General features: G+C 60.3%; 22 protein-coding genes. 14 read left to right on the top strand and 8 right to left on the bottom strand.

Features of this window, described 5'->3' with window-relative positions:
• The first annotated feature begins 257 nt into the window (after window positions 1-257).
• Window positions 258-629, top strand: coding sequence for a hypothetical protein (locus tag LJY25_RS10295; protein ID WP_227608251.1), 372 nt, complete (start codon window positions 258-260; stop codon window positions 627-629).
• A gap of 14 nt (window positions 630-643) precedes the next feature.
• On the opposite strand, the gene LJY25_RS10290 is transcribed toward LJY25_RS10295, so the two are convergent.
• Window positions 644-2,143, bottom strand: coding sequence for a hypothetical protein (locus tag LJY25_RS10290; protein WP_227608250.1), 1,500 nt, complete (start codon window positions 2,141-2,143; stop codon window positions 644-646).
• 652 nt (window positions 2,144-2,795) lie between these two features.
• Here LJY25_RS10290 and LJY25_RS10285 point away from each other — a divergent pair.
• From LJY25_RS10285 to LJY25_RS10270, 4 genes are all read left to right on the top strand, one after another.
• The gene (locus LJY25_RS10285; protein WP_227608249.1) at window positions 2,796-4,508 is read left to right on the top strand and encodes an ABC transporter substrate-binding protein; all 1,713 of its coding nucleotides are present in this window, start codon (window positions 2,796-2,798) and stop codon (window positions 4,506-4,508) included.
• Window position 4,509: 1 nt separating this feature from the next.
• Window positions 4,510-5,565, top strand: coding sequence for an ABC transporter permease (locus LJY25_RS10280; protein ID WP_227608248.1), 1,056 nt, complete (start codon window positions 4,510-4,512; stop codon window positions 5,563-5,565).
• On the top strand, window positions 5,562-6,557 hold the full coding sequence (locus LJY25_RS10275) for an ABC transporter permease (RefSeq protein WP_227608247.1): 996 nt from the start codon (window positions 5,562-5,564) through the stop codon (window positions 6,555-6,557). Before LJY25_RS10280 ends, LJY25_RS10275 begins: the two co-directional genes overlap by 4 nt.
• Window positions 6,558-6,851: 294 nt before the next feature.
• A complete protein-coding gene (locus tag LJY25_RS10270; protein WP_227608246.1) occupies window positions 6,852-7,094 on the top strand; it encodes a hypothetical protein in 243 nt (80 codons plus the stop codon).
• Between the two features lie 183 nt (window positions 7,095-7,277).
• On the opposite strand, the gene LJY25_RS10265 is transcribed toward LJY25_RS10270, so the two are convergent.
• Both LJY25_RS10265 and LJY25_RS10260 read right to left on the bottom strand, forming a co-directional pair.
• Window positions 7,278-8,186 carry an SDR family oxidoreductase gene (locus LJY25_RS10265; protein WP_227608245.1) on the bottom strand — a complete coding sequence of 303 codons (909 nt, stop codon included), beginning with the start codon at window positions 8,184-8,186 and terminating at the stop codon, window positions 7,278-7,280.
• 6 nt (window positions 8,187-8,192) lie between these two features.
• Window positions 8,193-8,837: a peptidylprolyl isomerase gene (locus LJY25_RS10260; protein WP_227608244.1), complete on the bottom strand. Its 645-nt coding sequence runs from the start codon at window positions 8,835-8,837 to the stop codon at window positions 8,193-8,195.
• 201 nt (window positions 8,838-9,038) lie between these two features.
• On the opposite strand from LJY25_RS10260, the gene LJY25_RS10255 reads away from it, so the two are divergent.
• Window positions 9,039-9,698, top strand: coding sequence for a DUF2238 domain-containing protein (locus LJY25_RS10255; RefSeq protein WP_227608243.1), 660 nt, complete (start codon window positions 9,039-9,041; stop codon window positions 9,696-9,698).
• A 1-nt stretch (window position 9,699) separates the two neighbouring features.
• Here LJY25_RS10255 and hemC read toward each other — a convergent pair whose 3' ends face one another.
• The 5 genes from hemC to LJY25_RS10230 form a co-directional block, all read right to left on the bottom strand.
• The gene (gene hemC / locus LJY25_RS10250) at window positions 9,700-10,638 is read right to left on the bottom strand and encodes a hydroxymethylbilane synthase (protein ID WP_227608242.1); all 939 of its coding nucleotides are present in this window, start codon (window positions 10,636-10,638) and stop codon (window positions 9,700-9,702) included.
• 194 nt (window positions 10,639-10,832) lie between these two features.
• A complete protein-coding gene (locus LJY25_RS10245) occupies window positions 10,833-11,972 on the bottom strand; it encodes a DNA polymerase III subunit (RefSeq protein WP_227608241.1) in 1,140 nt (379 codons plus the stop codon).
• Between the two features lie 3 nt (window positions 11,973-11,975).
• Complete coding sequence (locus LJY25_RS10240; protein WP_227608240.1) at window positions 11,976-12,251, bottom strand: hypothetical protein; 276 nt, start codon at window positions 12,249-12,251, stop codon at window positions 11,976-11,978.
• 2 nt (window positions 12,252-12,253) lie between these two features.
• The gene (locus LJY25_RS10235; protein WP_227608239.1) at window positions 12,254-13,492 is read right to left on the bottom strand and encodes a GlmU family protein; all 1,239 of its coding nucleotides are present in this window, start codon (window positions 13,490-13,492) and stop codon (window positions 12,254-12,256) included.
• Between the two features lie 165 nt (window positions 13,493-13,657).
• A complete protein-coding gene (locus tag LJY25_RS10230; RefSeq protein WP_227608238.1) occupies window positions 13,658-13,903 on the bottom strand; it encodes a type B 50S ribosomal protein L31 in 246 nt (81 codons plus the stop codon).
• 202 nt (window positions 13,904-14,105) lie between these two features.
• Between LJY25_RS10230 and LJY25_RS10225 the strand changes: the two genes are divergently transcribed.
• The 8 genes from LJY25_RS10225 to LJY25_RS10190 all read left to right on the top strand — a co-directional run bounded on the left by LJY25_RS10225 (window position 14,106) and on the right by LJY25_RS10190 (window position 21,776).
• The gene (locus LJY25_RS10225) at window positions 14,106-14,510 is read left to right on the top strand and encodes a hypothetical protein (RefSeq protein WP_227608237.1); all 405 of its coding nucleotides are present in this window, start codon (window positions 14,106-14,108) and stop codon (window positions 14,508-14,510) included.
• Between the two features lie 157 nt (window positions 14,511-14,667).
• Window positions 14,668-15,258: a non-canonical purine NTP diphosphatase gene (locus tag LJY25_RS10220; protein WP_227608236.1), complete on the top strand. Its 591-nt coding sequence runs from the start codon at window positions 14,668-14,670 to the stop codon at window positions 15,256-15,258.
• Between the two features lie 119 nt (window positions 15,259-15,377).
• Entirely contained in the window at window positions 15,378-16,013 is a 636-nt protein-coding gene (locus tag LJY25_RS10215; protein ID WP_227608235.1) for a uridine kinase family protein, read from the top strand.
• A gap of 160 nt (window positions 16,014-16,173) precedes the next feature.
• Entirely contained in the window at window positions 16,174-16,545 is a 372-nt protein-coding gene (locus tag LJY25_RS10210) for a hypothetical protein (protein ID WP_227608234.1), read from the top strand.
• A gap of 112 nt (window positions 16,546-16,657) precedes the next feature.
• Window positions 16,658-19,672 (top strand): protein translocase subunit SecDF, encoded by a 3,015-nt coding sequence (secDF, locus tag LJY25_RS10205; RefSeq protein ID WP_227608233.1) that lies wholly within the window; start codon window positions 16,658-16,660, stop codon window positions 19,670-19,672.
• A gap of 199 nt (window positions 19,673-19,871) precedes the next feature.
• Entirely contained in the window at window positions 19,872-20,258 is a 387-nt protein-coding gene (locus LJY25_RS10200; protein ID WP_227608232.1) for a hypothetical protein, read from the top strand.
• Window positions 20,259-20,304: 46 nt separating this feature from the next.
• A complete protein-coding gene (locus tag LJY25_RS10195; protein ID WP_227608231.1) occupies window positions 20,305-20,874 on the top strand; it encodes a YceI family protein in 570 nt (189 codons plus the stop codon).
• Window positions 20,874-21,776, top strand: coding sequence for a DUF5777 family beta-barrel protein (locus LJY25_RS10190; RefSeq protein ID WP_227608616.1), 903 nt, complete (start codon window positions 20,874-20,876; stop codon window positions 21,774-21,776). The genes LJY25_RS10195 and LJY25_RS10190 overlap by 1 nt, the downstream gene beginning before the upstream one ends.
• Window positions 21,777-21,857 lie beyond the last annotated feature (81 nt).

The raw sequence follows: 21,857 nt of genomic DNA, 5'->3' as shown, positions 1-21,857 counted from the left end.
TTTCACCGATGCAAGCGCTATTGTAGCAAATCGGCGCCTCATTTCTACATAAACCCCAGTTTGTCAAGAATTTACATCTTGGTAAGCTGGGGTTTATCTGTTTCAATGATTCATATTGATGTGCTTACATTTTTATAAAAATAATTATAATGGTTCTTTTATTAAGAAAATAATTTTTATCGGAATTGAACTAGTCTAATAATTAATAGCTTTATTTGCCTCATCGAAACACAATAACCCAATCAATCTTCTTCGCTATGAAAAAGCTCGTACTCCTCGTAATGCTGGCCGTTAGCTTCCAGACGCTGCAGGCCGTCCCCTCCTTCGCCGGTGACCTGCGCGCCCAGGCCACCGAGGCCACTCGTAAGCTGGCTTCGCAGATTTCGCTTGATGATGCCCGTACGGCGCAGGTTCGCCGCTTCACTTACGAGCGCCTGGTGCAGGAACAGGAAATTGCCACCATGTACAGTGATGATCCAAAAATGCAGCAGGACAAGCTGCGCGTCGTACAAGAAGAATACACGGAGAAGCTCAAGACGGTCCTCACCGAGGTCCAGTTTCAGCGCTACATGACCATTGCCGGCGTTGCTCCCGCCTCCACGCCCGGTGCCCAGGCCGCCCGTCCCTAATCTATATCGGTACGTTACTCTCCGTTAAGCTTATTTCTAGCACCAGCCGGCTCGGCTGTATGATTACGCAGGATTGTTAGGGTGAGAGCCCACAGATCTTCATACGGAATAATCTCGGTCTCGGCATACGCCTCGCCCGGTTGTGGGGCTCCCTGCAACCGGGCGAGTAACGTTTGGCCCTTTTTCTCGCAGACCTCGGCCCGGAAATTTTCCTTCACCGTAAGCACCAGCAGCCGCAAAAACAGCTGACTCCGCAGCGTAGCCGGGTCGCGCAGCCACCGTTGCTCGTACTTGCGCAGGCTTTCCAGACGCATCAGCAGGGCTTCCTCGTCGTTGCGACGCAGATAATACAGAAACTGTAGAATCAGGATGGCCACGTTGTAGCCCTGCTTGTCGCGGCTATAGTCCGGGACGGTCTGCACGAACTGGGCAAAGTGCATCAGGCGCAGCGACGAAGCTTCGGGCGAGATAAAATGCAGATAGGCTTCGTACAGGTCCCAGCGCTGCAGAGCCGCCACGCGCTGCTTGGAGTAGTAGGTGTTCTTGTGGGCCAGGCGCATCAATTCGTGGGCCTGCGAATACTGCCCCGCGTGCAAAGCCAGCAGCAGGTAATGCTCCAGGAAGTAAAACCAGTTGCCCGATGAAGGGTGAAAGTCCTTGAAGTATCCTTCGGCCAGTTCCAGCCCTTTCTGCGCCTGCCGGTTCCGGAGCAGGGCGTAAATGTTCATGAACTTGTTGTAACGGCTGTCAAACCGCTTTTTGTTGATCTTCCCCGCCGCCAGTTGCTCTTCAACCGCGCTGGTAATGCGGATAATCTCGTCGAAGTTGCCGACCATCTCCTCCCGGGTTATTTGCATCCGGTAGTGATAGTAGAAGGTTGAAAAGGTCCGGGCCTTTTCGTGCAGGTGCTGCAGCTTCTGAATGTACCCGGGCAGATCGTCGAGCAGGGTTGAGCGCAGCTTTACCGACCGGATCATAATCATCTTGGTGTCCCAGTACAATTGCGAGGCTTCTTCCTCCCACTCCTGCACCTGCCGGTAGTGCTTGAGCTGTTCCATGGTGGCGCGGTAACGGGCCGGCTCCCGCTTCTCGGCGTACAGGTCCCGCAGCTCGTTTAAAGCCAGCACGATATAGCGGGTAAACTCGCCTTCCTGGGCCAGGCGCAGGCATTTGCGCAGCAGCCGCTCGGCCAGGGAATATTCACTTTCCCACTGCAGCACGCTGCTCTGGTGAAACAATTCCAGGCACTGGAGCTCGAAGCGCCGCGACACGCTGTGCCGGGGGTCGGTATGGTCTAGAAAGTACAGGTGGTTAAGGAGCTTATGCTCGACCCGCGACTTCAGCTTCCGGAACGCGACACTGTCGCCCTGCTTCTTGTTGTAAAGCTGTTTGCTGATCTGGTTTTGGGTGCTGGTGTCGTCTTCCTTAAGCAGGTTCAGCAGCTGCAGCTCCTTGTTGGCGGCCTTTATATTAAAGTCAACCAGGGGGAGAGTCTGTAAGCGGCGCCCTGTCACAATTCGAGCTAAATTTCTCAGTTCTTCCATATCAAACTACGCAAATCCTGCTTTATAACTAGTAATAGAGGCAATACAAGCGCTAAAATCGATGTCACCCAAAAAGGAATTTCTTCCTTGTTAGGCGCTGCACGACTATAGTTCTTTGCAAACTGGACGGTTACACCTTAATACTTTATTTAATGTCACAATTGTACACATATTTCATAGATATAAATTCATACTAACCCCTTTGTGAACCAGCCTGTTTGGTTTTTATAAAAATATCTTTATAAGTTATAAATATTTACAAGTTAAGTCCTTGTCTTTTTTTGGGTAGCTTTGTCCTTTCTGCCCGGGAGCACTAACCGCAACTTTGTGTAGTTCAATCACCTGACCTCCACCACTGCATCATGTTCGAGCTCCTAACCATCATTATTCTCCAGATTGCCACGCTGACAGGGTCGCCGACTACGTCCCCCAGTCAGATTGATGGTGATACCCCCCCTATCGTTGTCCCCCCAACGACTCCGCCAACCGACAGCGGTAACACTGGTTGGGGTGACCGGGGCTAGCCCTACCTGTAGCTAAGCCAGCGAAAATGAATCTTGGCTAACTTGCCCGGCCTCCGCAGCCTCCCGAGCCTATGATTCGACTCTTTACAAGCCTTTTTTTGCTGGTTGTTTTTGCGGAAGCAAGTTCGTGCAGCTCTTCCCCGGCCAGCCGGGAGCTTCCCCTTCGGGTACGCTGGATTCGGGACCCCGAAACGCTTGACCCGCTCACTCAGCCTAATGAAAATGCCCGACAGGGCGTAAACCTGCTCTACCAAAGCCTGCTAACGGTCGACTACGAACAGCAGCGCTTTGTTCCCCTGCTGGCTGAGTCCATGCCAAGCGTTCGGCACCAGGGCGCCCGGACGCTGATTACCTACCGCCTGCGCGACTCTGCCCGCTGGGACGATGGTCAGCCTGTTCTGGCGCGGGATGTGGAGTTTACCCTCAAGGTAATGAACTGCCCCGACCTTCCCAACGAGGAAGTCCGCGCCCAGTTTGGGTTTATTACTGCCCTGCAACCCGACCCGCTCGACTCCCGCCGGTTTACGCTGGTGTGCGAAGGAGCCGCCCCAGAGCTGGTGCTGGCTTCCGGTGATTTCCCCATCTTGCCGGCTCACTATCTCGACCCGCAGAACAAGCTGGGTGCGGTTCCGCTCGCCGCTCTGCAACAAGACAGCCTCGCCCTACGCCACTACCCTGACGTTGCCCCATTCGTGCAGCGCTATAAAGCGGCGCAGATCGGGCAACACCCGGATGCGCTGCCGGGCTCCGGGCCTTACCGTCTGGCGAGCTGGAAAACCGGGCAGCAGCTGGAATTCCGGCGCAAGCCCCGGTGGTGGGGTCAGGCCCTGCAGCAAACCGCCCCCCAGCTCCAGGCGCGTCCCGAGCAAATCGAGTTTCACGTTATCCCGGATGACGCTACGGCCCTGCTGGCCATGCGGCGGGCAGATGTTGACCTGTACCCGCGTATGCCGGCCCGGGAGTTTGGCCGCCTGCAGGCCGACTCGGCCCGGCACCCGGAGCTGTCCTTTTACACGGCTCCTTCCTACGACATGACGGTGGCCGGATTTAATACCCGCAGCTCCTTGCTGGCACACCGACTTACCCGCCAGGCCATCAGCCACCTATTTGACGTCCCCCAGCTTATCCAGGCCACGCAGCAGGGGCATGCCTATCGGAGCGTCGGACTGATCAATCCGGAAAATAAAGCCTTCTACAACGACAGCCTGCGCCCTTTTGCCTTCGACCCAACGGAGGCCAGCCGCTTGCTGGTACGCGCCGGCTGGCAGCGCACTGCTACGGGCTGGGAGCGGCAGCGGCCCGGTCAGAGCCCGCAGCGGCTGGCCCTGCGACTAAGCTACCGGGCCGGCGAGCCCACCTACGAGGCAATTGGCTTACAATTACGCGCGGCTGCAGCCCAGCTTGGTATTCCGATAACCCTGCATCCGACGGAGTCTTCGGTGCTATCGGGCCGGCTCCGGGCCGGGGAGTATGATCTGTATCTACGGAGCATGACGGGAAACCCCTTCGTTTACAACTTTGCGCCAATTCTGCACACGGAAAGCATTGGCAGCGGCAATTTCACGCGGTTTGGCACCCCGGATTCCGACCGGCTGATTAAGTCGATTACTACCGAGCAGAACCCGCAGCGCAAGGCCCGGCTGCTGCGCCGGCTTCAGGCACTGCTGCAGGCTGAATGTCCGCTGACCGTGCTGTACTTTAACCGCTACCAGATTGTGGCGGCCAGCCGGCTAGCCAACCTGCAGATTTCCGGGCTGCCGCCCGGGTATAACGTAATGGCTATTACCAGCCGGCCGGACGACAGCCACTAATATGGGTATCTACCTGTGGCGGCGCGTAGTTGTACTGGTGCCCACCGCGTGGCTGGTTCTGTCCCTCATCTTTCTGCTGAGCCGGGGTTTGGGCGCCGCTCCCCCGCTGCCCTCTTTGGAGGCTGATGCCATCGGCCTTACCGACCCGACCAGCCAGCGCCGCGCGACCGAGCAGCGGATGCGGCACCGCTACGGACTTGATGCTCCCCTGTTTTATATTACGCTTGAGCGGAGCTACCTGAACCCGAACGCTGCCCGCCGCTGGCAGTGGCATGGAACGGCCAACCAGTATCACAGCTGGGTGAAGCAGTTAAGCCGGGGCGACTTCGGCTTTTCTTACCGCGACAGTAAGCCGGTTACCTCCGTGCTGCTTGATTCGCTGCGGCACACCCTACCCCTGACAGTTGGCGCTGCGGTTCTGGCTACTACGCTGGCCCTGGCCCTGGGCGTGTTTACCCGCCCCCGCTGGCAGGCGGCTCTGCGCAGTATTCTTTCCCTCCTGGATATCCTTCCGCTATTCGTAGTGGCGCTGCTCCTGCTCCTGCTGCTGGCTAACCCCGACGTGCTGGCCTGGTTTCCGGCGTATGGGGAGGGGCGGATTGCTACGGAAGCGGTCTGGTGGCAGCAGCTCGGCACCTACCTGTACTATCTTGCGCTTCCGCTGGCCTGCCTGGTCTTGGTAACCACGCCCGGGCTGGCTCTTCAGCTGGATGCAGCCCTGCAGCACGAGCTTGGTCAGGCCTACGCTACAACGGCCCGGGCGAAGGGACTTTCGACTTCCCGGGTCCAGCAAAAACATGCTCTGCGCAATGCCTGGCTGCCGTTTCTGACGGTTCTGGCCGAGCTATTGCCGGCGCTGGTTGCCGGGACGGTGGTCGTAGAAACCGTTTTTGCCCGACCGGGAATGGGCCGGGCGCTGGCCGAGGCAGCTGCTGCCCGCGACTTTCCCGTGCTGCTGGCTGGCGTGCTGCTTCTGGCCACAATCCGGCTGGCAGCCTATATCCTTACCGACTGGCTTTATCAGCTGGCAGACCCTCGTCTGCGCCCCGCTTCATGACCAGGGCTCGACGCTGGGGGGCCGGGCTGGCGCTAACCTGGCTGCTGCTTCTGCTGGCCGTGGCCCTGACCGTACCCTACCTGCCGCTGGCTTTCTCTCCTGATACCGTTGACCTGACCAACATTGCCATGCCGCCCCAGGTAAGTCAGTTTAGCCACCCGGGCCACCTGCTCGGCACCGATCCGTATGGCCGGGACGTGCTGACGGCATTGTTGTACGGCACCCGCACGGCACTGCTGGTCAGTCTGCCCGCCGCCCTGCTTGCGGCCCTGGCCGGTATCAGCAGCGGAAGCAGCGCAGGTTTCTGGGGCAACAGTGGCTTACGGGTAAAGACCGGCTGGCTGGTGGCGGCGGGAGCGGCTGTACTTTTTACTCTGGCTGCGCTGCCTTGCTACTGGGGTTCCTACCGCATGCTGTATCTGCTGGCTATCCCCACTGGCTTTTTCATGGTTGGTGGAATTCTTCTGCAGGTCAAACGGCTGTCCGCTCCGGTCCCTATCCCGCTTGATTCCCTGCTGCAGGCATGCATAACCCTTGTGTCGTCCATACCCCGGCTGGTTTTGGTGCTGGCGCTGGCTGCCGTGGTTGAGCCCTCCCTGCCCACACTAGTCCTGGTACTGGCGTTGTCGTCGTGGGTGGGTACGGCGCGGCTGGTGCGGGCTGAGGTAGCCCGGGTTCGACAGCTCCCCTACCTGGAGGCTGCCCGGGCGGCCGGTATTCCGGAGCTTCGGCTTCTGGTCCGACATGTGCTGCCCAATGCCTTACGGCCGGTCAAAACAAGCTTCCCATTAAGTATTGCAGGCCTTATCGGGCTGGAAACCACGTTATCCTTTCTGGGCGTAGGGCTGCCACCCGAGGTGCCCAGTTGGGGCCGGACGCTGGCGTTGGTGCGGCTGACCCCCACGGCTTGGTGGCTGGTGGTGTTCCCGGTGCTCCTGATCCTGCTCACAACTCTGGCCCTACAGCAGCTGGCCAGCCGGCCCCGAGGGTAGGGTATATGTCACAGCTAAGGGTCTGAACCGGTATAACTGCCTTTTCTCCCAGCACAGGATGAGGGGGTCAATCCGTGGTGTTTATAAGCCAGAGTTGGATTTTACACTACCTATATAGCAGATACCCCGTCCGACAAGATTGATTTTTTCATATTAAAACCAGGATTATCCTAGTCACGATTCAGGGAATATCATCCTTTCTCTCGGCCAGGGACTGCCGTAATATTGTCATGTCAACAGGGAGTTACAGCTTATCGGCCGCCACTGTTCTGCTGACGCTCAACCGGAGCTTGTATGGCAACCTTACTCACCAAGTACTACCAGGGCTTAGCGCTCTATTGCCTCGTGCTAGAAATGGCGACGCTGCAAAAGACGGTTGTTCTGCCCGTACCGGAAGGGTTCCAGACGCTGGATGGAGAAATCGTCTCCTACCTGGTGGGGGCAGCGGCTTTGCGCAATGGTACCGCCATGCTGGTTGACGGCTTTCTGGTCGGCACCATTCAGGCTGAATCAAACGAAAAAGAGAAAGACGATTAACTGATTAGCAGACAGAATTAGGAGCCCCAAAAGCTCACGCCAGTAACCTGAAACCTACTGGTGACCAATTACAGTGAAGGGTTATTAAGATTTTTTATTGTTGCAATAGGTGTGTAAAAAAACCGCTGGTTTTGCCAGCGGTTTTTTTGCGTCATACCCATTTCGAAGGGTTCAGCCGGCTACCTAGGGCTCCATCTGGCGCGCCACCAGGGCAATTCCTTCCTCAAACGTCCGGGGCTGAAACCCCAGCTCCCGCTTTGCCTTGTCGATAATGAACCCGGTGCGCAAAGGTCGCCGGGCGGGCTGAGTGAAGCTGCCGGCATCAACCCGCTCGATCAGGCGGCCGTCCAGCTGAAAATAGTCGGCTACCCGCAGCGCCATCTGGTAGGGAGTAAGAACTTCGCTGCTGCTGATATGAAAAATGCCGGTAGCGTGCTGCTGCACCGCCAGCCAGCAGCCTAGGGCCAGATCCTCCGCCAGGGTGGGGGTCCGGAACTGGTCATCCACCACTTTGATCGGCTTGGTGGCCCGGAGCGAGTCGCGCACCCAGGTTACGATGTTGGTGCGGCCATAGTCGTGGGCGGTGCCATAGACCAGCACGGTGCGCAGAATGGCCCAGGGCGCGGTGCAGGCCTGGATAACCCGTTCAGCAGCCAGCTTGCTTTCCCCGTAGAAATTCACCGGTGCCGGCTCGTCGTTTTCCGCCAGGGGCCCATGCTCCCCGCTGAAGATAAAGTCGGTGCTGAGGTGGATGAGGTGAATTTGGTGCTGCTCACAAGCCGCCACCAGGTTTTCTACGGCCGTCACGTTCTGCATCCAGCAGCCCTCATGGTTCAGCTCACACTCGTCCACGTTGGTCATGGCGGCTGTGTGGATGACGTGGGTGGGCTTGAGCTCCGCCAGCACCTGCAGTACCTGGGTGCGGTCGGCTACGTCGAGCGGCACGAAGCGCACGTCCGGGAGCAGGTGGGCCAGCTTATTAACTCCCCGGGAAGAGGCAATCAGCCCGACCCCGGGCTGCTGATGTAGCAGGTACACGAGCTTCTGGCCCAGCAGGCCGTTGGAGCCCGTTATCAGGATACGGAAGCTCATTGGTCGCTATTCGTAGGTGTAGCCGTAGAGCTGGGTGATTTTCTTCTTTTTCAGCTTCTCGACTTTCACCGTCATCTTGATGTCGGTCGTGGGCCGGTCCCGGGCGCCTTTGGGCTGGGTGGCAATTTTGTCGATAACGTCGAGGCCGCTGATAACCTGCCCGAATACGGTGTACTGACCGTCGAGGTGGGGCACGCCGTTATGGTTCTGCACGATGTAGAACTGGGAGCCGCTGCTGGCCCGCTGCGGATTCACAAAGTCGCCCTGCCGGGCAGCCGCCACCGCGCCATACTTGTGCTTGAGCTCGGGCAGAATCTCGGCCGGAATCGTGGCCTCGCCCGGACTGCCCATGCCGTCGTTGCCGGGCTCGGCGTCCTTGGAGTTGGCATCCCCGCCCTGAATCATAAACTCCGGGATGATGCGGTGAAACGTGGTGCCGGTGTAAAAGCCGCTTTCCGCCAGCTTCAGGAAGTTGGCCTTGTGCAGAGGCGTCTGGTCGAACAGAATCAGCCGGATGTCGCCCTGTGATGTGCTGATGGTAACGACCTGGTCCTTCCGGCTTTTTTTCGGCTTTTTAGCGGCCACGGCGACAGAGGCAGCCAGCAGCACGAACACGCTGAGCAGTACCGACAGGCGAAAAATGAATTTCATAAGGACGACGTATTTAGGTAAGGCTGGCCGCGAAATTAGCGGGTTTCCCCGGCCGGGCGCGTAGCTCAGCTGAAAATAGGGTCTGTACACTACGGCTCACACGAAAGTACGCCCGCAGTCAGGACGGTTTTTTTGGGATACAACATAGCGTTTTCGCTGAATTGCCGTACTCAGGCCGACCAGCTTACCTATCCCCGCCTGATGTCACCGTCCGCTCCTACTCCGGCTTCTTCGCCCTGGCTTCCCAAACTCCTGCTGCTGGCTTACCTGGTGCTCTTCGTCGCGCTGGCCATCAATCCGTACGAGCGGGGCACCTGGGTTGCCGAAAACGCACCTATTGTCGCCATTGTGGTGGGGCTGGCCGTGCTGTACCGGCGGGGAATCCGGTTCTCCAATCTGGCTTACGGGCTGATGAGCGTGCTGATTTTCCTGCACACCATTGGGGGGCACTATACTTTCGAGCGGGTGCCGTTTGACTGGTTTAACCAGCTCTTCGGCTTTAAGCGCAATATGTACGACCGGGTGGCGCACGTGAGCGTGGGCTTTTATGCTTTTGCCATCCTGGAGCTGCTTGACCGGTACCGGGCCATCCGGGTGCGGAGCATTGCCTACCTGTTTGCCCTGTTTGCCATCTGCACGGTGGCCATGGCCTACGAGCTGATTGAGTGGATTTACGCCGACCTGAGCGACCCTTCCGCCGGCGCAGCTTTCCTGGGCAGCCAGGGCGACATCTGGGATGCCCAGAAAGACATGCTGGCCGACACCAGCGGAGCCGTGCTGGCTTTGCTGCTGTACTGGATTCGCGAGAAAGTCAAGGGTCCGGCCCGGCCTGCTGACGAGGCAGCCCTTACCCGGCGCTAAGTTACACGGCCCGCTCGGCCCGGATGGCGTCCAGAATCTGGCGTCCGCCGCGGCCCAGCACCTTTTCGGCCAGAGCCACGCCCATTGCTTCGGGGCCCTCCGTTAGCTCGGAAGTGCTGAACTGCTCTTCGATATACTCCTGCCCGTCGAGGCTGATCAGGCCGCCGCGCAAGGCCAGCGTGCCGGTGACGTCAAGCGTAGCCAGGGCAAAAGACGGAATGCTGCAGCCGCCTTCCATGGTGCGCAGAAACGCCCGCTCGGCCCGCAGGCAGGTATGGGTAGCGGGATGGTCGAGGATGCGCTGCAGCGTCGCCTTCAGCTCCGGACGCAGGCTGCGGGCGCACTCTACCGCTACGCTGCCCTGCCCGGTGGCGGGAATGAACTGGGTTTCAGGCAGCACGTGGGTTATCAGCGAGTCGTACTCCATGCGGTGCACTCCGGCGTAGGCCAGCACCAGGGCGTGGTACTGCCCCTCTTCAAGCTTGCGCAGGCGGGTCTGCAGGTTGCCGCGGGCTTCAGCGGCCGTCGCCTGCGGGTAATAGCGGCGCAGCATGGCCTTGCGGCGGGTGCTGCTCGTGCCCAAGATGATGTCCGGCTGGTCCAGGGAGAAGTTTGGGTCGTAGCTCACGACCACGTCGTTTACCTTTTCCCGCTCCATAAACGCCAGCAGCTCCAGGTCGTCGGGGATAGAGCTCTGCACGTCCTTGGCGCTGTGCACGGCTATATCGATGGCGCCGGTGCGCAGGCTTATTTCCAGCTCTTCGGTGAACACGCCCTTCGCCCCGATCTTGTCGAGGCTGCGGTCGAGCACGACGTCGCCCTTGGTGGTAATGATGACGATTTCGGTGCTCAGCTGCTCCCGCTCCAGGCAGGCGGCCACGTGGTGGGCCTGCCACAAAGCCAGGCGGCTGCCGCGGGTACCGATACGAATAGGTCTCATAGGTAAAGTCAGGTAGCGGGATTCAGATCAGGACCGAGCCGGAAGCAGCTTTTGGCCGGGCTCCGCCGATTTTGTTTCTTGTCCCGGCGTTGGCCCGGGCAAAGTTACGAAGGGCAGCGCGGGGGGAGTGGCTATACGGTGTTTAGCGTGGGCTATAGTTGTTTAGCAACTATACTTTTTCAGCGCTTTCAGCCTCAGGAGGCCATTTTCAGCAGTTCAGCCACGCGCAGCGAGGTATCCACGAATACCATCCTCGGGTTGGCGTTGCGCTCCACGTGGTAGTGCGCGTCGTTGAGCTCCTTGGTCAGCTGATCGGCGTTGCGCATGGTTACGAACCGGCTGAAGCGGCTTACAAATTGCTGCTCGTTGGCGGGCAAATGGGGCACCAACTGGGTGTCGATGCCGAAGAGGAGCACCTTGCGCAGCAGGCTCAGCGAGTAGTGCAGAAACTCCTTCTGGTTTTCCCGGCCCATCTTCTGGAACTCGTCACTTTTCTCCAGTACCACCTTGAAGTTGTCCTGAAAGCACAGGCGCATCCATTCCGTGAAAAAGTCGAAGTAGTTGTTGTCGGCGGCGGACGTCTCGCGGGCGGCCAGGGCTGCTCCCAGGTTGCCGTCGGCAATCTGGGCAATCTGCCGGGCCTTTACCTCGGGCACCTGGTGCTCGTCATGCAGGAAATCGGTGATTTCAGGCTCCGACAGCGGACGCACCACTACGGGCTGGACCCGGCTGATAATGGTTGGCAGCAGCTGCTCGGGCGCGTAGCTAACCAGCAGGAACACGGTAGCCGCCGGGGGCTCTTCCAGTAGCTTAAGCACGGCGTTGGACGCGGCCGGGTGCATCAGCTCGGGCAACCAGATAACCACGATCTTGAACTGTCCCTCAAAGGCCTTGAGCGACACCAGCCGCAGCAGCTGCAGACTTTCTTCTTTGGAGATGCTGCCCTGCTTGTTCTCGGCCCCGATGTGCTGCATCCAGTCGTTGAGGCCCCGATAGGGGTTTTCCAGCACGAACGCACGCCAGTCGGCCGCGAACTTGCTGCTGACGGCATCCTTAGGCACGGCCTTGGTGGTCGTGACGGGCAGGATAAAGTTGAGGTCGGGATGAACGAGCTTGTCGGTTTTCTGGCAGGCCGGACAGCGGCCGCAGGAATCCTGGTCGCCCGGCTCCCGACTTTCACAGTTCAGAAACGTGGCGTAGGCCAGCGCCAGCGCCAGGGCCGCCGAGCCTTCGGCCCCGCGAAACAGCTGGGCGTGGGCCACGTGGTTGCGCTCCACACTCTGCACCAGCACCCGCTTTACCTCCACCTGCCCGGGAATATGAACAAAACGCATACGCTAGGCCCAGTAAGTGCGCAAAACAAACAGCAGGCCGACCCGCACGGCCAGCGTTAAACCGGCAATCAGCAGGGCCCCAAAAACTTTGGTACCGGTGGGCAGCGGGCGGCGCAGAAACTGCAGCAGGGCCCAGACCCCGGCGGCCGTTACTATCTCGGCCACGATACCGGCGGTAACGGACTGATAAAAGGCGAAAAAGGCGCCCCCAAACAAAGCCGCCGTCAGGAAGACGGCCAGCGCCAGGCTCGGGCCCTGCAGAGGCTGCGGGTTGCTCATGGCTACTGCTCGGTGGTAGGCTTGGCTTCGGCCGCTCCGGCGGTCCGCTCCCAGGCCCGGTCTTTGGCGGTCTGCTCGTACACGTGGCGCATGATGGCCTGCTCGGTTTCGTCGTAGGCCAGCTTGCGCCGGGCCATCACCCGCTCGGCCACCTCCGCCACTTTGGGCAGGCGGAAGGTTTCGAAGCCGGCCGGGCCGCCCCAGCTGAACGAGGGAATAAAGGTGCGCGGAAAGCCCGCTCCGAAGATGTTGGCCGCCACGCCCACCACCGTGCCGGTGTTGAACATCGTGTTGATGCCGCACTTGCTGTGGTCGCCCATCATCAGGCCGCAGAACTGCTGCCCGGTGTTTACGAAGCGCCCGGCGGTGTGGCTCCAGATCTTAACCGGGGCGTAGTTGTTTTTCAGGTTCGACGTGTTGGTGTCGGCGCCCAGGTTGCACCACTCTCCGATGACGGAATTGCCAAGATAGCCGTCGTGGCCCTTGTTGGAAAAGCCCATCAGGATGCTGTTGCCGACTTCGCCGCCCACTTTGCAGTGGGGTCCTATGGTGTTGTCGCCGCGCATCTTGGCTCCGGCGTTGATGTGGGCGCCTTCGCCCAGCGCCAGGGGGCCTTTGATGATAGCGCCCTCGTGCACCTGGGAGTTCCTGCCCAGGTAAATCGGGCCGTCCTCCGCATTCAGGATGGCCGCGCGAATCTTGACGCCTTCCTCGATAAAGATGTTTTCGGGGGCATACACGATGGTATGCGCGTCGCCGACCGGCTGAGACGTACGGCCTTCGGTGAGGCGGGCAAAGTCCTGCCGGATCTGGGCGCCGTTCTGCAGAAACAGGTGCCATACCTCCCTGATGGCGACGACCGGCTCCACCACTTCCTCTACGGCAGAGAAGCCGTTCTGAATCAGCTCGGCCACCTGGGCGGCGTCTTCGATGCGGGCCGCCACCAGCAGGCTGCCGTCGACCAGCGCGTGGCCGGGGGCCAGGGCCTGAATCTGCCGGACCAGGGGCTCGTCGGGGCACACGGCGCCGTTGATGACCAGGGCGGGGCCGCTGGTGGGGCCGGCCGGGTACTTGGCCTGCAAGTACGCTTCGGTCAGGTAGTTGGCCGGCTCCCCAAGCCAATGCTCCCATTTTTCGGCAATAGTGAGAATGCCGCAGCGCAACGCGGCTACCGGGCGGGTAAAGGTGAAGGGCAGCAGGTTGGGGCGAATGGCCGGGTCGTCGAAAAGCAGGATGTTCATGGCGGAAAAGGCTTCAGGCTGCAAGCTACAAGCTGCAAGCCAACACGGAAGGCCGCAAAGGAAAAGTTCGGCGCTGCTAACAAAAACTCCCGCCAGCGTTGCTGCTGGCGGGAGCTTGTAGAACAGCAGCTTGCAGCTTGAGGCTTACAGCTTGCGGCTCGGAAATTACTTCTTCTGGTAGCGGGTGCGGAACTTCTCCACGCGGCCGGCGGTGTCGATGAACACGTTTTTGCCGGTGTAGAAGGGGTGCGAAGCGCTGCTAACTTCCACTTTGATGACGGGGTAGGTCTTACCGTCTTCCATCGTGATGGTTTCGTTCGAGCTCATCGTAGAGCGGGTCACGAACTTGAAGTCGCTGGAGGTATCCTGGAATACAACTTCGCGATACTGAGGATGAGTGTCTTTTTTCATGGTCGGGGCTGCCGGTTAATACCTTCGTTTCCTGCCGGTTTTGCGGAAGGGACTGCAAAAGTACACGTTACGCCGGAATTTCAAAAACCCGGCCCCTAGTTTTGTATATTTCTCTGCTAGAAAGAACATCTTATCGGAATTTCGTTATTTTTGATACCTGACTAGGCCCTCCCCACCCTAAAGTGCCTTTTTTCACCGCCACATGACCCGAAAAGCTACGCTCCTGTTGCTCCTGCTCGGACTGTGCACCACCCTGGCCCTGGCGGCCACCGTCACATTCTTCCAGACATCTTACGACGGCACCAACGTGCGCGTGGAGTGGGAGCTGGCCAATGAAGCCGGCGTGCAGGGTTTTGAAATCTACCGCAAAGCCAGCAGCGAATCAACGTACTCCCGGCTTTCCGCCATTTCGCCCAACGGGCAGCGCCGCTACCAGTACGTGGACGCGAATGTGTACCGCGGCACGCCCGGCGCCGGAGGCGGGCCATTCACCTACCGCCTGCTGGTGCGGACCTCCACCGGCGACCAGAGCTACACCACGGTTCTCTCCCAGACGCCCAGCGCCGTGCAGCGCTCCTGGGGCAGCATCAAATCGATGTTCCGGTAGCGGGAACCGTTTTATAAGCTTAATTGAAGCAGACCGGCGGGCAGCGCCGGTTTTTTTGTGCCGTTACCTTTGCCCCGGTTTCCGGCCTGCGTGCCCTGGCAGGGGCAAGACCAGGCCCGCCTTTTCACTCGTCTACTACCTCCTAACTTTACCATCCATGCGCCTTTGCTTTGCTACCAACAATGACCACAAGCTGACCGAGGTAAGGGCCCTGCTGCCCGCCGGCATCGAGCTGCTGAGTTTGCGCGACATCGGCTGCACCGAGGAGCTGCCCGAAACCCGGGACACCCTGGAGGGCAACGCCCGGCAGAAGGCCGAATACGTGTGGGAGCACTACCACACCGCCTGCTTTGCCGACGACACCGGCCTCGAAGTGGAAGCGCTGAACGGGGCGCCGGGTGTGTATTCGGCCCGCTACGCCGGCCCCCAGCGCAGCGCCGCCGACAACATGACCCGCATCCTGACCGAGCTGCAGGGCCAGGGCAACCGCCGCGCCCGGTTCCGGACCGTGGTAGCCCTTATTCTGCCCGACGGGCAGCAGCACGAGTTCGAAGGCGCCGTTGACGGCCGCATCACGGAAACTGCCCACGGCGCCGAAGGCTTCGGCTACGATCCTATCTTCCAGCCGGCCGGGCACGACGTCACGTTTGCGGAAATGTCCCTGGCTCAGAAGAACACGCTCAGCCACCGGGCCCGCGCCGTGGCCGGGCTGGTGGCCTTTCTCCGACAGGCGGCACCGGGCTCGTAGGCACCGGCTGCCGAAAATTCCGGTCCGGGCCCCGGACCCGGGAGTTTTACTGCCTGCCGCACCGGCTATTTTTCTAAATTTGCACGATTGCCCTGCCGGTACGGGCCAGATTCTACTCCATGCAACATCCTTTCATCGTCGGTATCACGGGCGGCAGCGCCTCCGGCAAGACTACCTTCCTGCGCCGCCTGCTGGCTTCTTTCCCCGAGGAGCAGATTTGTCTGATTTCCCAGGACAACTACTACCACCCGCGCGAAACCCAGCAGGTGGACCACAACGGCGTCACCAATTTCGACCTGCCCGCTTCCATCGACTCGGCTGCCTACGCCGCCGACGTGCTGCAAATCAGCAAAGGCCTAGAGGTGCGCCGCAAGGAGTACACCTTCAACAACCCCAACGTGGAGCCCAAGGACCTCGTGTTCCGTCCCGCACCCATCGTGGTGGTGGAAGGCATCTTCGTGTTTTACTTCGAGGAAGTGGCCCGGCTGCTCGACCTGAAAGTATACATCGATGCCCAGGAGCACGTGAAAGTGATGCGCCGCATCGTGCGCGACCGGGACGAGCGGGGCTATGACATGGAAGACGTACTGTACCGCTACACCAACCACGTGGCCCCCACCTACGAGAAGTACATTAAGCCCTTCAAGCACGACGCCGACATCATCATTCCCAACAACCACCACTTCGACAAGGGCCTGGACGTGCTGACCACCTTTCTGCGCAGCAAAGTCCTTACCGGCAACCAGGCCGGCTAGTTCAGGCACGCTTACCACTCCTTATATAGTAAGAAAGAACGCCCGGCCCCGCAGCCGGGCGTTCTTTCTTACGGGCACCTGCGGCCGCCCAGCAATTGCCGCGCCGACGGTTTTGCGTTGGGCAGCCAATTTGGCTATATTTGTAGCCATTGCTCTGAGAATGTTGCTTTCCCTGACCACGTTTTTGCCTCGCTTGCGCTTCACACTGCTGACGGCTACCCTGCTGTTCGTGCTGTCGTTGAACCACCAGGCCGTGGCTACGCTCCGCCTGCCTTCGGGCAAGGTGACGCGGGTGGGCCAGGCCCCCAAGGTGGCCGTGGTAAAGCAGAAGGTGATGCTGGAGGCCACGGCTTCCCTGGCGCTGTGGGTGGCACCGGCCGCCCAGGCCTGGCTGCCCGAAACTGATTTTCTGGCCGGACTGCTGCCCCGCCGGGTGCTGGCTTTTTCCGTTGCCCGGGCCCGGCCGTGCGCCCTGCCCAACCTGTTCCGGACCCGGCTCCTGATAGCCGCTCTTTCGCCCCACGCTCCGTAACGGCGGGGCACCCCGCGCCTTTTCCTGGCTTCGCGCCCCCGGCGCACCCCGCGGCTGACCTTGCTCAGCCCCTTTCCCTGCATTTTTCAGAGTACCTCATTTCATTTTTTCAATGCGTAATAAAGGTCTTATTATCGCACTAGCGGCCGTGGTATCGGTGCTGTGCATTTACTTCCTCTCGTTCACGATGGTGTCGCGGCGAGTGCAGAAGCAGGCGGCGGATTATGCCACCCGTAACGGTCAGATCGACCAGGCTAAGCGTCAGCACTACCTTGATTCGGTGTGGCGCGCCCCCGTAGTAAGCGTGCTCGGCGTCGACTACACCTATAAGGATGTTCGCCAGAGCGAGCTGGGCCTCGGCCTCGATCTGAAAGGCGGCATGCACGTGACGCTGGAAGTGTCGCCGGTGGAGATTGTGCGGGCTATGGCCGGCAACTCCAAGGACCCGAACTTCAACAAGGCGCTGGCGTTGGCCCAGCAGCGGCAGCAGACCAACGCGTCGACGCCCTTCACGGCCCTGTTTGCCCAGGCTTACCAGGAAGTAGCGCCCGGCGACAAGCTGTCGCGCATCTTCGCCAACACCACCAACAAGAGCCGCGGCATCGACTACAACTCGTCGAACGAGAAAATCATCGGCGCCATCAACAAGGAAGTAGAGGAAGCCATTGAGCGCGCCTTCACCATCCTGCGTACCCGCGTCGACAAGTTCGGCGTAAACCAGCCCAACATCCAGCGGGTAAAGGGCACCGGCCGCATCCAGATCGAGCTCCCCGGCGTCGACAACCCCGACCGTATCCGCAAGCTGCTCCAGGGCCAGGCCAAGCTCGAGTTCTGGGAAGTATGGCAGCCCGCCGAGTTCTCGCCCTACCTGAGCGCCGCTAACGAGCTGATCGTAGCCCGTGAGAAAGCCAACGGAACCTCGGCCACGCCCGCTACCACTACCGCCGCAACCGACAGCGCCGCTGCCCAAGGCGACAGCACCTCCCTGGCCAGCCAGCTGGCTAAAAAGAAGACTCCTGCCCAGGACACGGCTGCCGCTGCGGCCAACCAGGGCCAGGGCCTGTTCAAGTACCTGACCGCCACCGGCCCCGGCACCATTGCCGCCAACCTGCGCGACACGGCCAAGGTAAACGACCTGCTGGCCCTGCCCGAAGTACGCGCCTCGCTGCCCGCCAACCTGACCTTCCTGTGGGCCTTCAAGCCCGATGTAATCGACGGCAAGGAGTTCCTCGTGCTCTACCCCATCCGCAAGTCGAAGGACGCGGTGGCCCCGCTTGGTGGTGATGCCGTTTCGGACGCCCGCCAGGACTACGACCAGACCGGCCACCCCGAGGTATCGATGCAGATGAACCCGGCTGGTGCCCGCAAGTGGGAGAAAATCACCGCCGCTGCCGCTTCCGAGACGCCCAAGCGCCAGGTAGCCATTGTACTCGATGACCTGGTGCAGTCGGCCCCCGTGGTGCAGTCGGAAATTGCCGGCGGCAACTCCAGCATCTCCGGCAGCTTCGACATCGAGGAAGCCCAGGACCTTGCTACCAAGCTGAAGTCGGGCAAGCTGCCCGCCCCTACCCGCATCGTGGAAGAGGCCGTCGTAGGTCCTTCGCTCGGCCGTGAGGCCATCAACCAGGGCCTTTACTCGTCGCTGGCTGGTCTGGTCATCATCATGGTGTTCATGGCTATCTACTACGGCCGCGCCGGTCTGGTAGCCGACCTGGCCCTGCTGTTCAACATGTTCCTGATTATGGGCGTGCTCGCCCAGTTCGGCACCGCCCTCACCCTGCCCGGTATTGCCGGTCTGATCCTGGTAATTGCCTCCTCGGTAGATGCCAACGTACTGATCTTTGAGCGGATCCGGGAAGAGCTCGACCACGGTCTGAGTTTAAAGGATGCCATCAACAAGGGCTACTCCCGCGCCTTTACGGCCATCTTCGACTCCAACGTGACCACGATGCTGATTGCCGTGATCCTGGGCTTCTTCGGCACGGGTCCGGTGCAGAACTTCGCCATCACCCTGGGCATCGGCGTACTGACCTCGTTCCTGTCGGCCGTGTACGTATCGCGCCTCATCATCGAGTGGCTGACCCGCGGCAAGGAAACGTCGAACATCACGTTCAGCACGTTCCTTTCCCGCAACCTGTTCAAGAATGTAAACTTCGACATCGTGGGCAAGCGCAAGATTGCCTACATCGCCTCGGCCGTGGTTATCGTGGCCGGCTTCGCGCTGATGGCCGTGCAGGGTGGCCCTAACCTGGGCGTCGACTTCCGCGGCGGCCGCAGCTTTGTGGTTGACTTCGCCAAGCCGGAAGTAGCTTCCGAAGTGCGCGAGGCCCTGGCCGATGACTTCCAGAACGCCGGCACGGAGGTGAAGACGTTTGGCGCCGAAAACCGCCTGCGCATCACCACGAGCTACCTCTCGGCCGATGAAAGCGTAGCGGCCGACCAGAAAGTCCGCGCCGCCCTCGACAAGGGCCTGCAGCAGTACGGTGCCGACCGACCCGTGGTGCAGAGCACCTCGAAAGTAGGCGCTACCATCGCCGACGACATCAAGCGCACCTCGGTGCTGAGCCTGGGCCTGACTCTGCTGGGCATCTTCGTGTACGTGCTGTTCCGCTTCGAGAAGTGGCAGTATTCGATGGCGGCCGTAATCGCGCTGTTCCACGACGCTCTGCTCGTAATTGCCGCTTTCCCCTTCGCCCGCCTGTTTGGCCTGAACTACGAGATGGACCAGATCTTCGTGGCCGCCGTGCTCACCATCATCGGCTTCTCGATGAACGACACGGTAGTTATCTACGACCGGATCCGGGAATACCTGCGGGAAAACCCCAACCTGACGTTTGCGCAGGTGGTAAACCCGGCCCTGAACAGCACCTTCTCCCGCACGATGATTACGTTCACCACGGTACTGCTGGTAGTAGTCGTGCTGTTCATCTTCGGCGGCGAGACGCTGCGCTCGTTCTCGTTCACGATGATCGTGGGTATCATCTTCGGCACCTACTCGTCGTTGTTCATCGCCACGCCTATCATCCTCGATACCTACGGCCGCAAGGAGGCCCGGGAGCGGGGCACGACTACCTCGACCGACCTGACCGGCACCGACGCGCCGAAACTGTCGACCACGACGGTATAAGCTTCGGCTTACACGCTTTGAAAAAGGCCCGGCTGCGCTGCAGCCGGGCCTTTTTGCTGCAGCCTGGCCCGGAGCTTGCGCCCCGGCTGCGGAATATTCAGTAGCTTTTCTCCGGGCTGCGGTCCGGCTCTAACAATTCAGTGCCTTTTCTTATTTAGTTTACGGCGGTGCCCTCCTGTTCCTACCCTCCCATTTCCCCATGCGTTACCTACTGCTTCTGAGTGCTCTGTTCTTTAGCGTGCTTTCGGCCCTTTCGGGCTGTTCCTACGACAACGAGGAGGACCTTTTTCCGCCCAAGCCGAATATTGGGCCCTGCGACACCACCGCGGTCCTGTTTTCTGCCAACGTGCTGCCGATCCTGCAGGCCAACTGCTACCGCTGCCACACCCGCGGCAACTCCCTGGGCGGCAACATTGACCTGGAAACCTTTGCCTCCCTGCAGCGCAACGCCCTAAGCGGCACGCTGGCCGGCACAGTAGCCCACCGCAACGGCTTCAACCCTATGCCGGTAGGCGCGCCCCGCATCAACGCCTGCGACGTGGCCATTATCCGGACCTGGGCCCGCAACGGCGCCCAGAATAACTAGCCCGCTGCGGGTGGCCTTCCGCGTCCGGTTCTCACGTCGTTCCTTCATGAAACAGCTTTTCCTGTTTGCCTCTCTGCTGCTGCTGGTCGTGCCGGCTTCGGCCCAGGCGCGCTACTCCACCCGCAGCGGCCTGATTACGTTTTTCTCAGCCACGCCTGTTGAGGACATCGAGGCCCGGAACACCCAGGTAGCGGCCCTGCTGGACCTGAGCTCCGGGCAGGTAGCCTTTACGGTGCCCATGAAAAGCTTCGTGTTCAAGCGCAGCCTGATGCAGGAGCACTTCAACGAGAACTACGTGGAGTCGGAAAAGTACCCCCGGGCCTCGTTTGCCGGCAAGGTCGTCAACTTCAGCCCCGCCCTGCTGACGGCGGCCGGTCCGCAGAGCGTGCAGGTGGAAGGCGACCTGACCATCCATGGCGTAAAGCGCCGGGTGAAAGTGCCCGGCACTCTGGAATTGAAAAACAACCAGCTGCTGGTGCAGGCCAGATTCGGCGTGGCCCCGGCCGACTACAACATCGAGATTCCCGCCCTGGTCCGCGACAATATTGCCAAGACGGTCGACGTGACTGTGAACCTGTCGTGCAGCCCCGTTCCCGCTAAAACCACCGCTCCGTGATGCTACCTCTACCCCAGTCTGCTTCTTCGTGGCTCCGGGCCGCTTTTCTAGCCGCTGGCCTGCTTTTCAGCTCCGCCGCCTACGCCCAGGACGACCTGCTGGCTGATCTGGACAAGCAAACCGTCGACAGCACCCGCACCGACTACACCTTCGCCACCTTCAAAGGCACCCGGGTTATCAACGCCCAGTCGGTGGAAACGGCCGGCCGCGGCACCATGATCTTTCTGATTTCGCACCGGTTCGGAGCCCTGAACAGCGGGGCCTACAACTTCTTCGGGCTCGATCAGGCCGCGCTGCGCCTGGGGCTGGAGTACGGCATCACGGACCGCGTAACGGTGGGCATCGGGCGCAGCTCGTTCCAGAAGACCTACGACGGGTTTGTCAAGTACAAGGCCGTACGCCAGGGCACCGGCCCGCGCGCCATGCCCGTAACGGTAACGCTGCTGGCCTCTTCGGCGCTGAACACGCTGCGCTACCCCGACCAGGAGCGCAGCTTCGGCAACCGCCTCACCTACACCTACCAGGCTCTGATTGCCCGTAAGTTCAGCCCGGCGCTATCGGTGCAGCTGGCGCCCACGCTTATTCACCGCAACCTGGTCAGCACCCGACCGGAGGAAAACGACGTGTATGCCCTGGGCTTTGCGGCCCGGCAAAAGCTCACCAAGCGCGTGGCCCTCACGGCCGACTACTTCTACCTCCTGCCGGGCCACACCGCCGACAACTACCGCAATTCCCTGGCCCTGGGCTTCGACATCGAAACCGGGGGGCACGTGTTTCAGCTGCACTTCGCCAACGCCCAGGAAATGATTGAGCCCTACTTTATTCCTCAGACCACCGGCCGCTGGAGCAAAGGTGACATCTACTTCGGCTTCAACATCTCCCGCAACTTTACGGTGAGGTAGGTCTTAGGTCTTAGGTCTTAGGTCTTAGGTCTTAGGTCTTAGGTCTTAGGTCTTAGGTCTTAGGTCTTAGGTCTTAGGTCT

This window comes from Hymenobacter translucens (assembly GCF_020685205.1).
In the GTDB taxonomy this organism is placed as follows: Bacteria; Bacteroidota; Bacteroidia; order Cytophagales; family Hymenobacteraceae; genus Hymenobacter; species Hymenobacter translucens.
The sequence above is the reverse complement of the archived record's forward strand: the minus strand, read 5'-3'. Positions and strand labels throughout refer to the sequence as shown.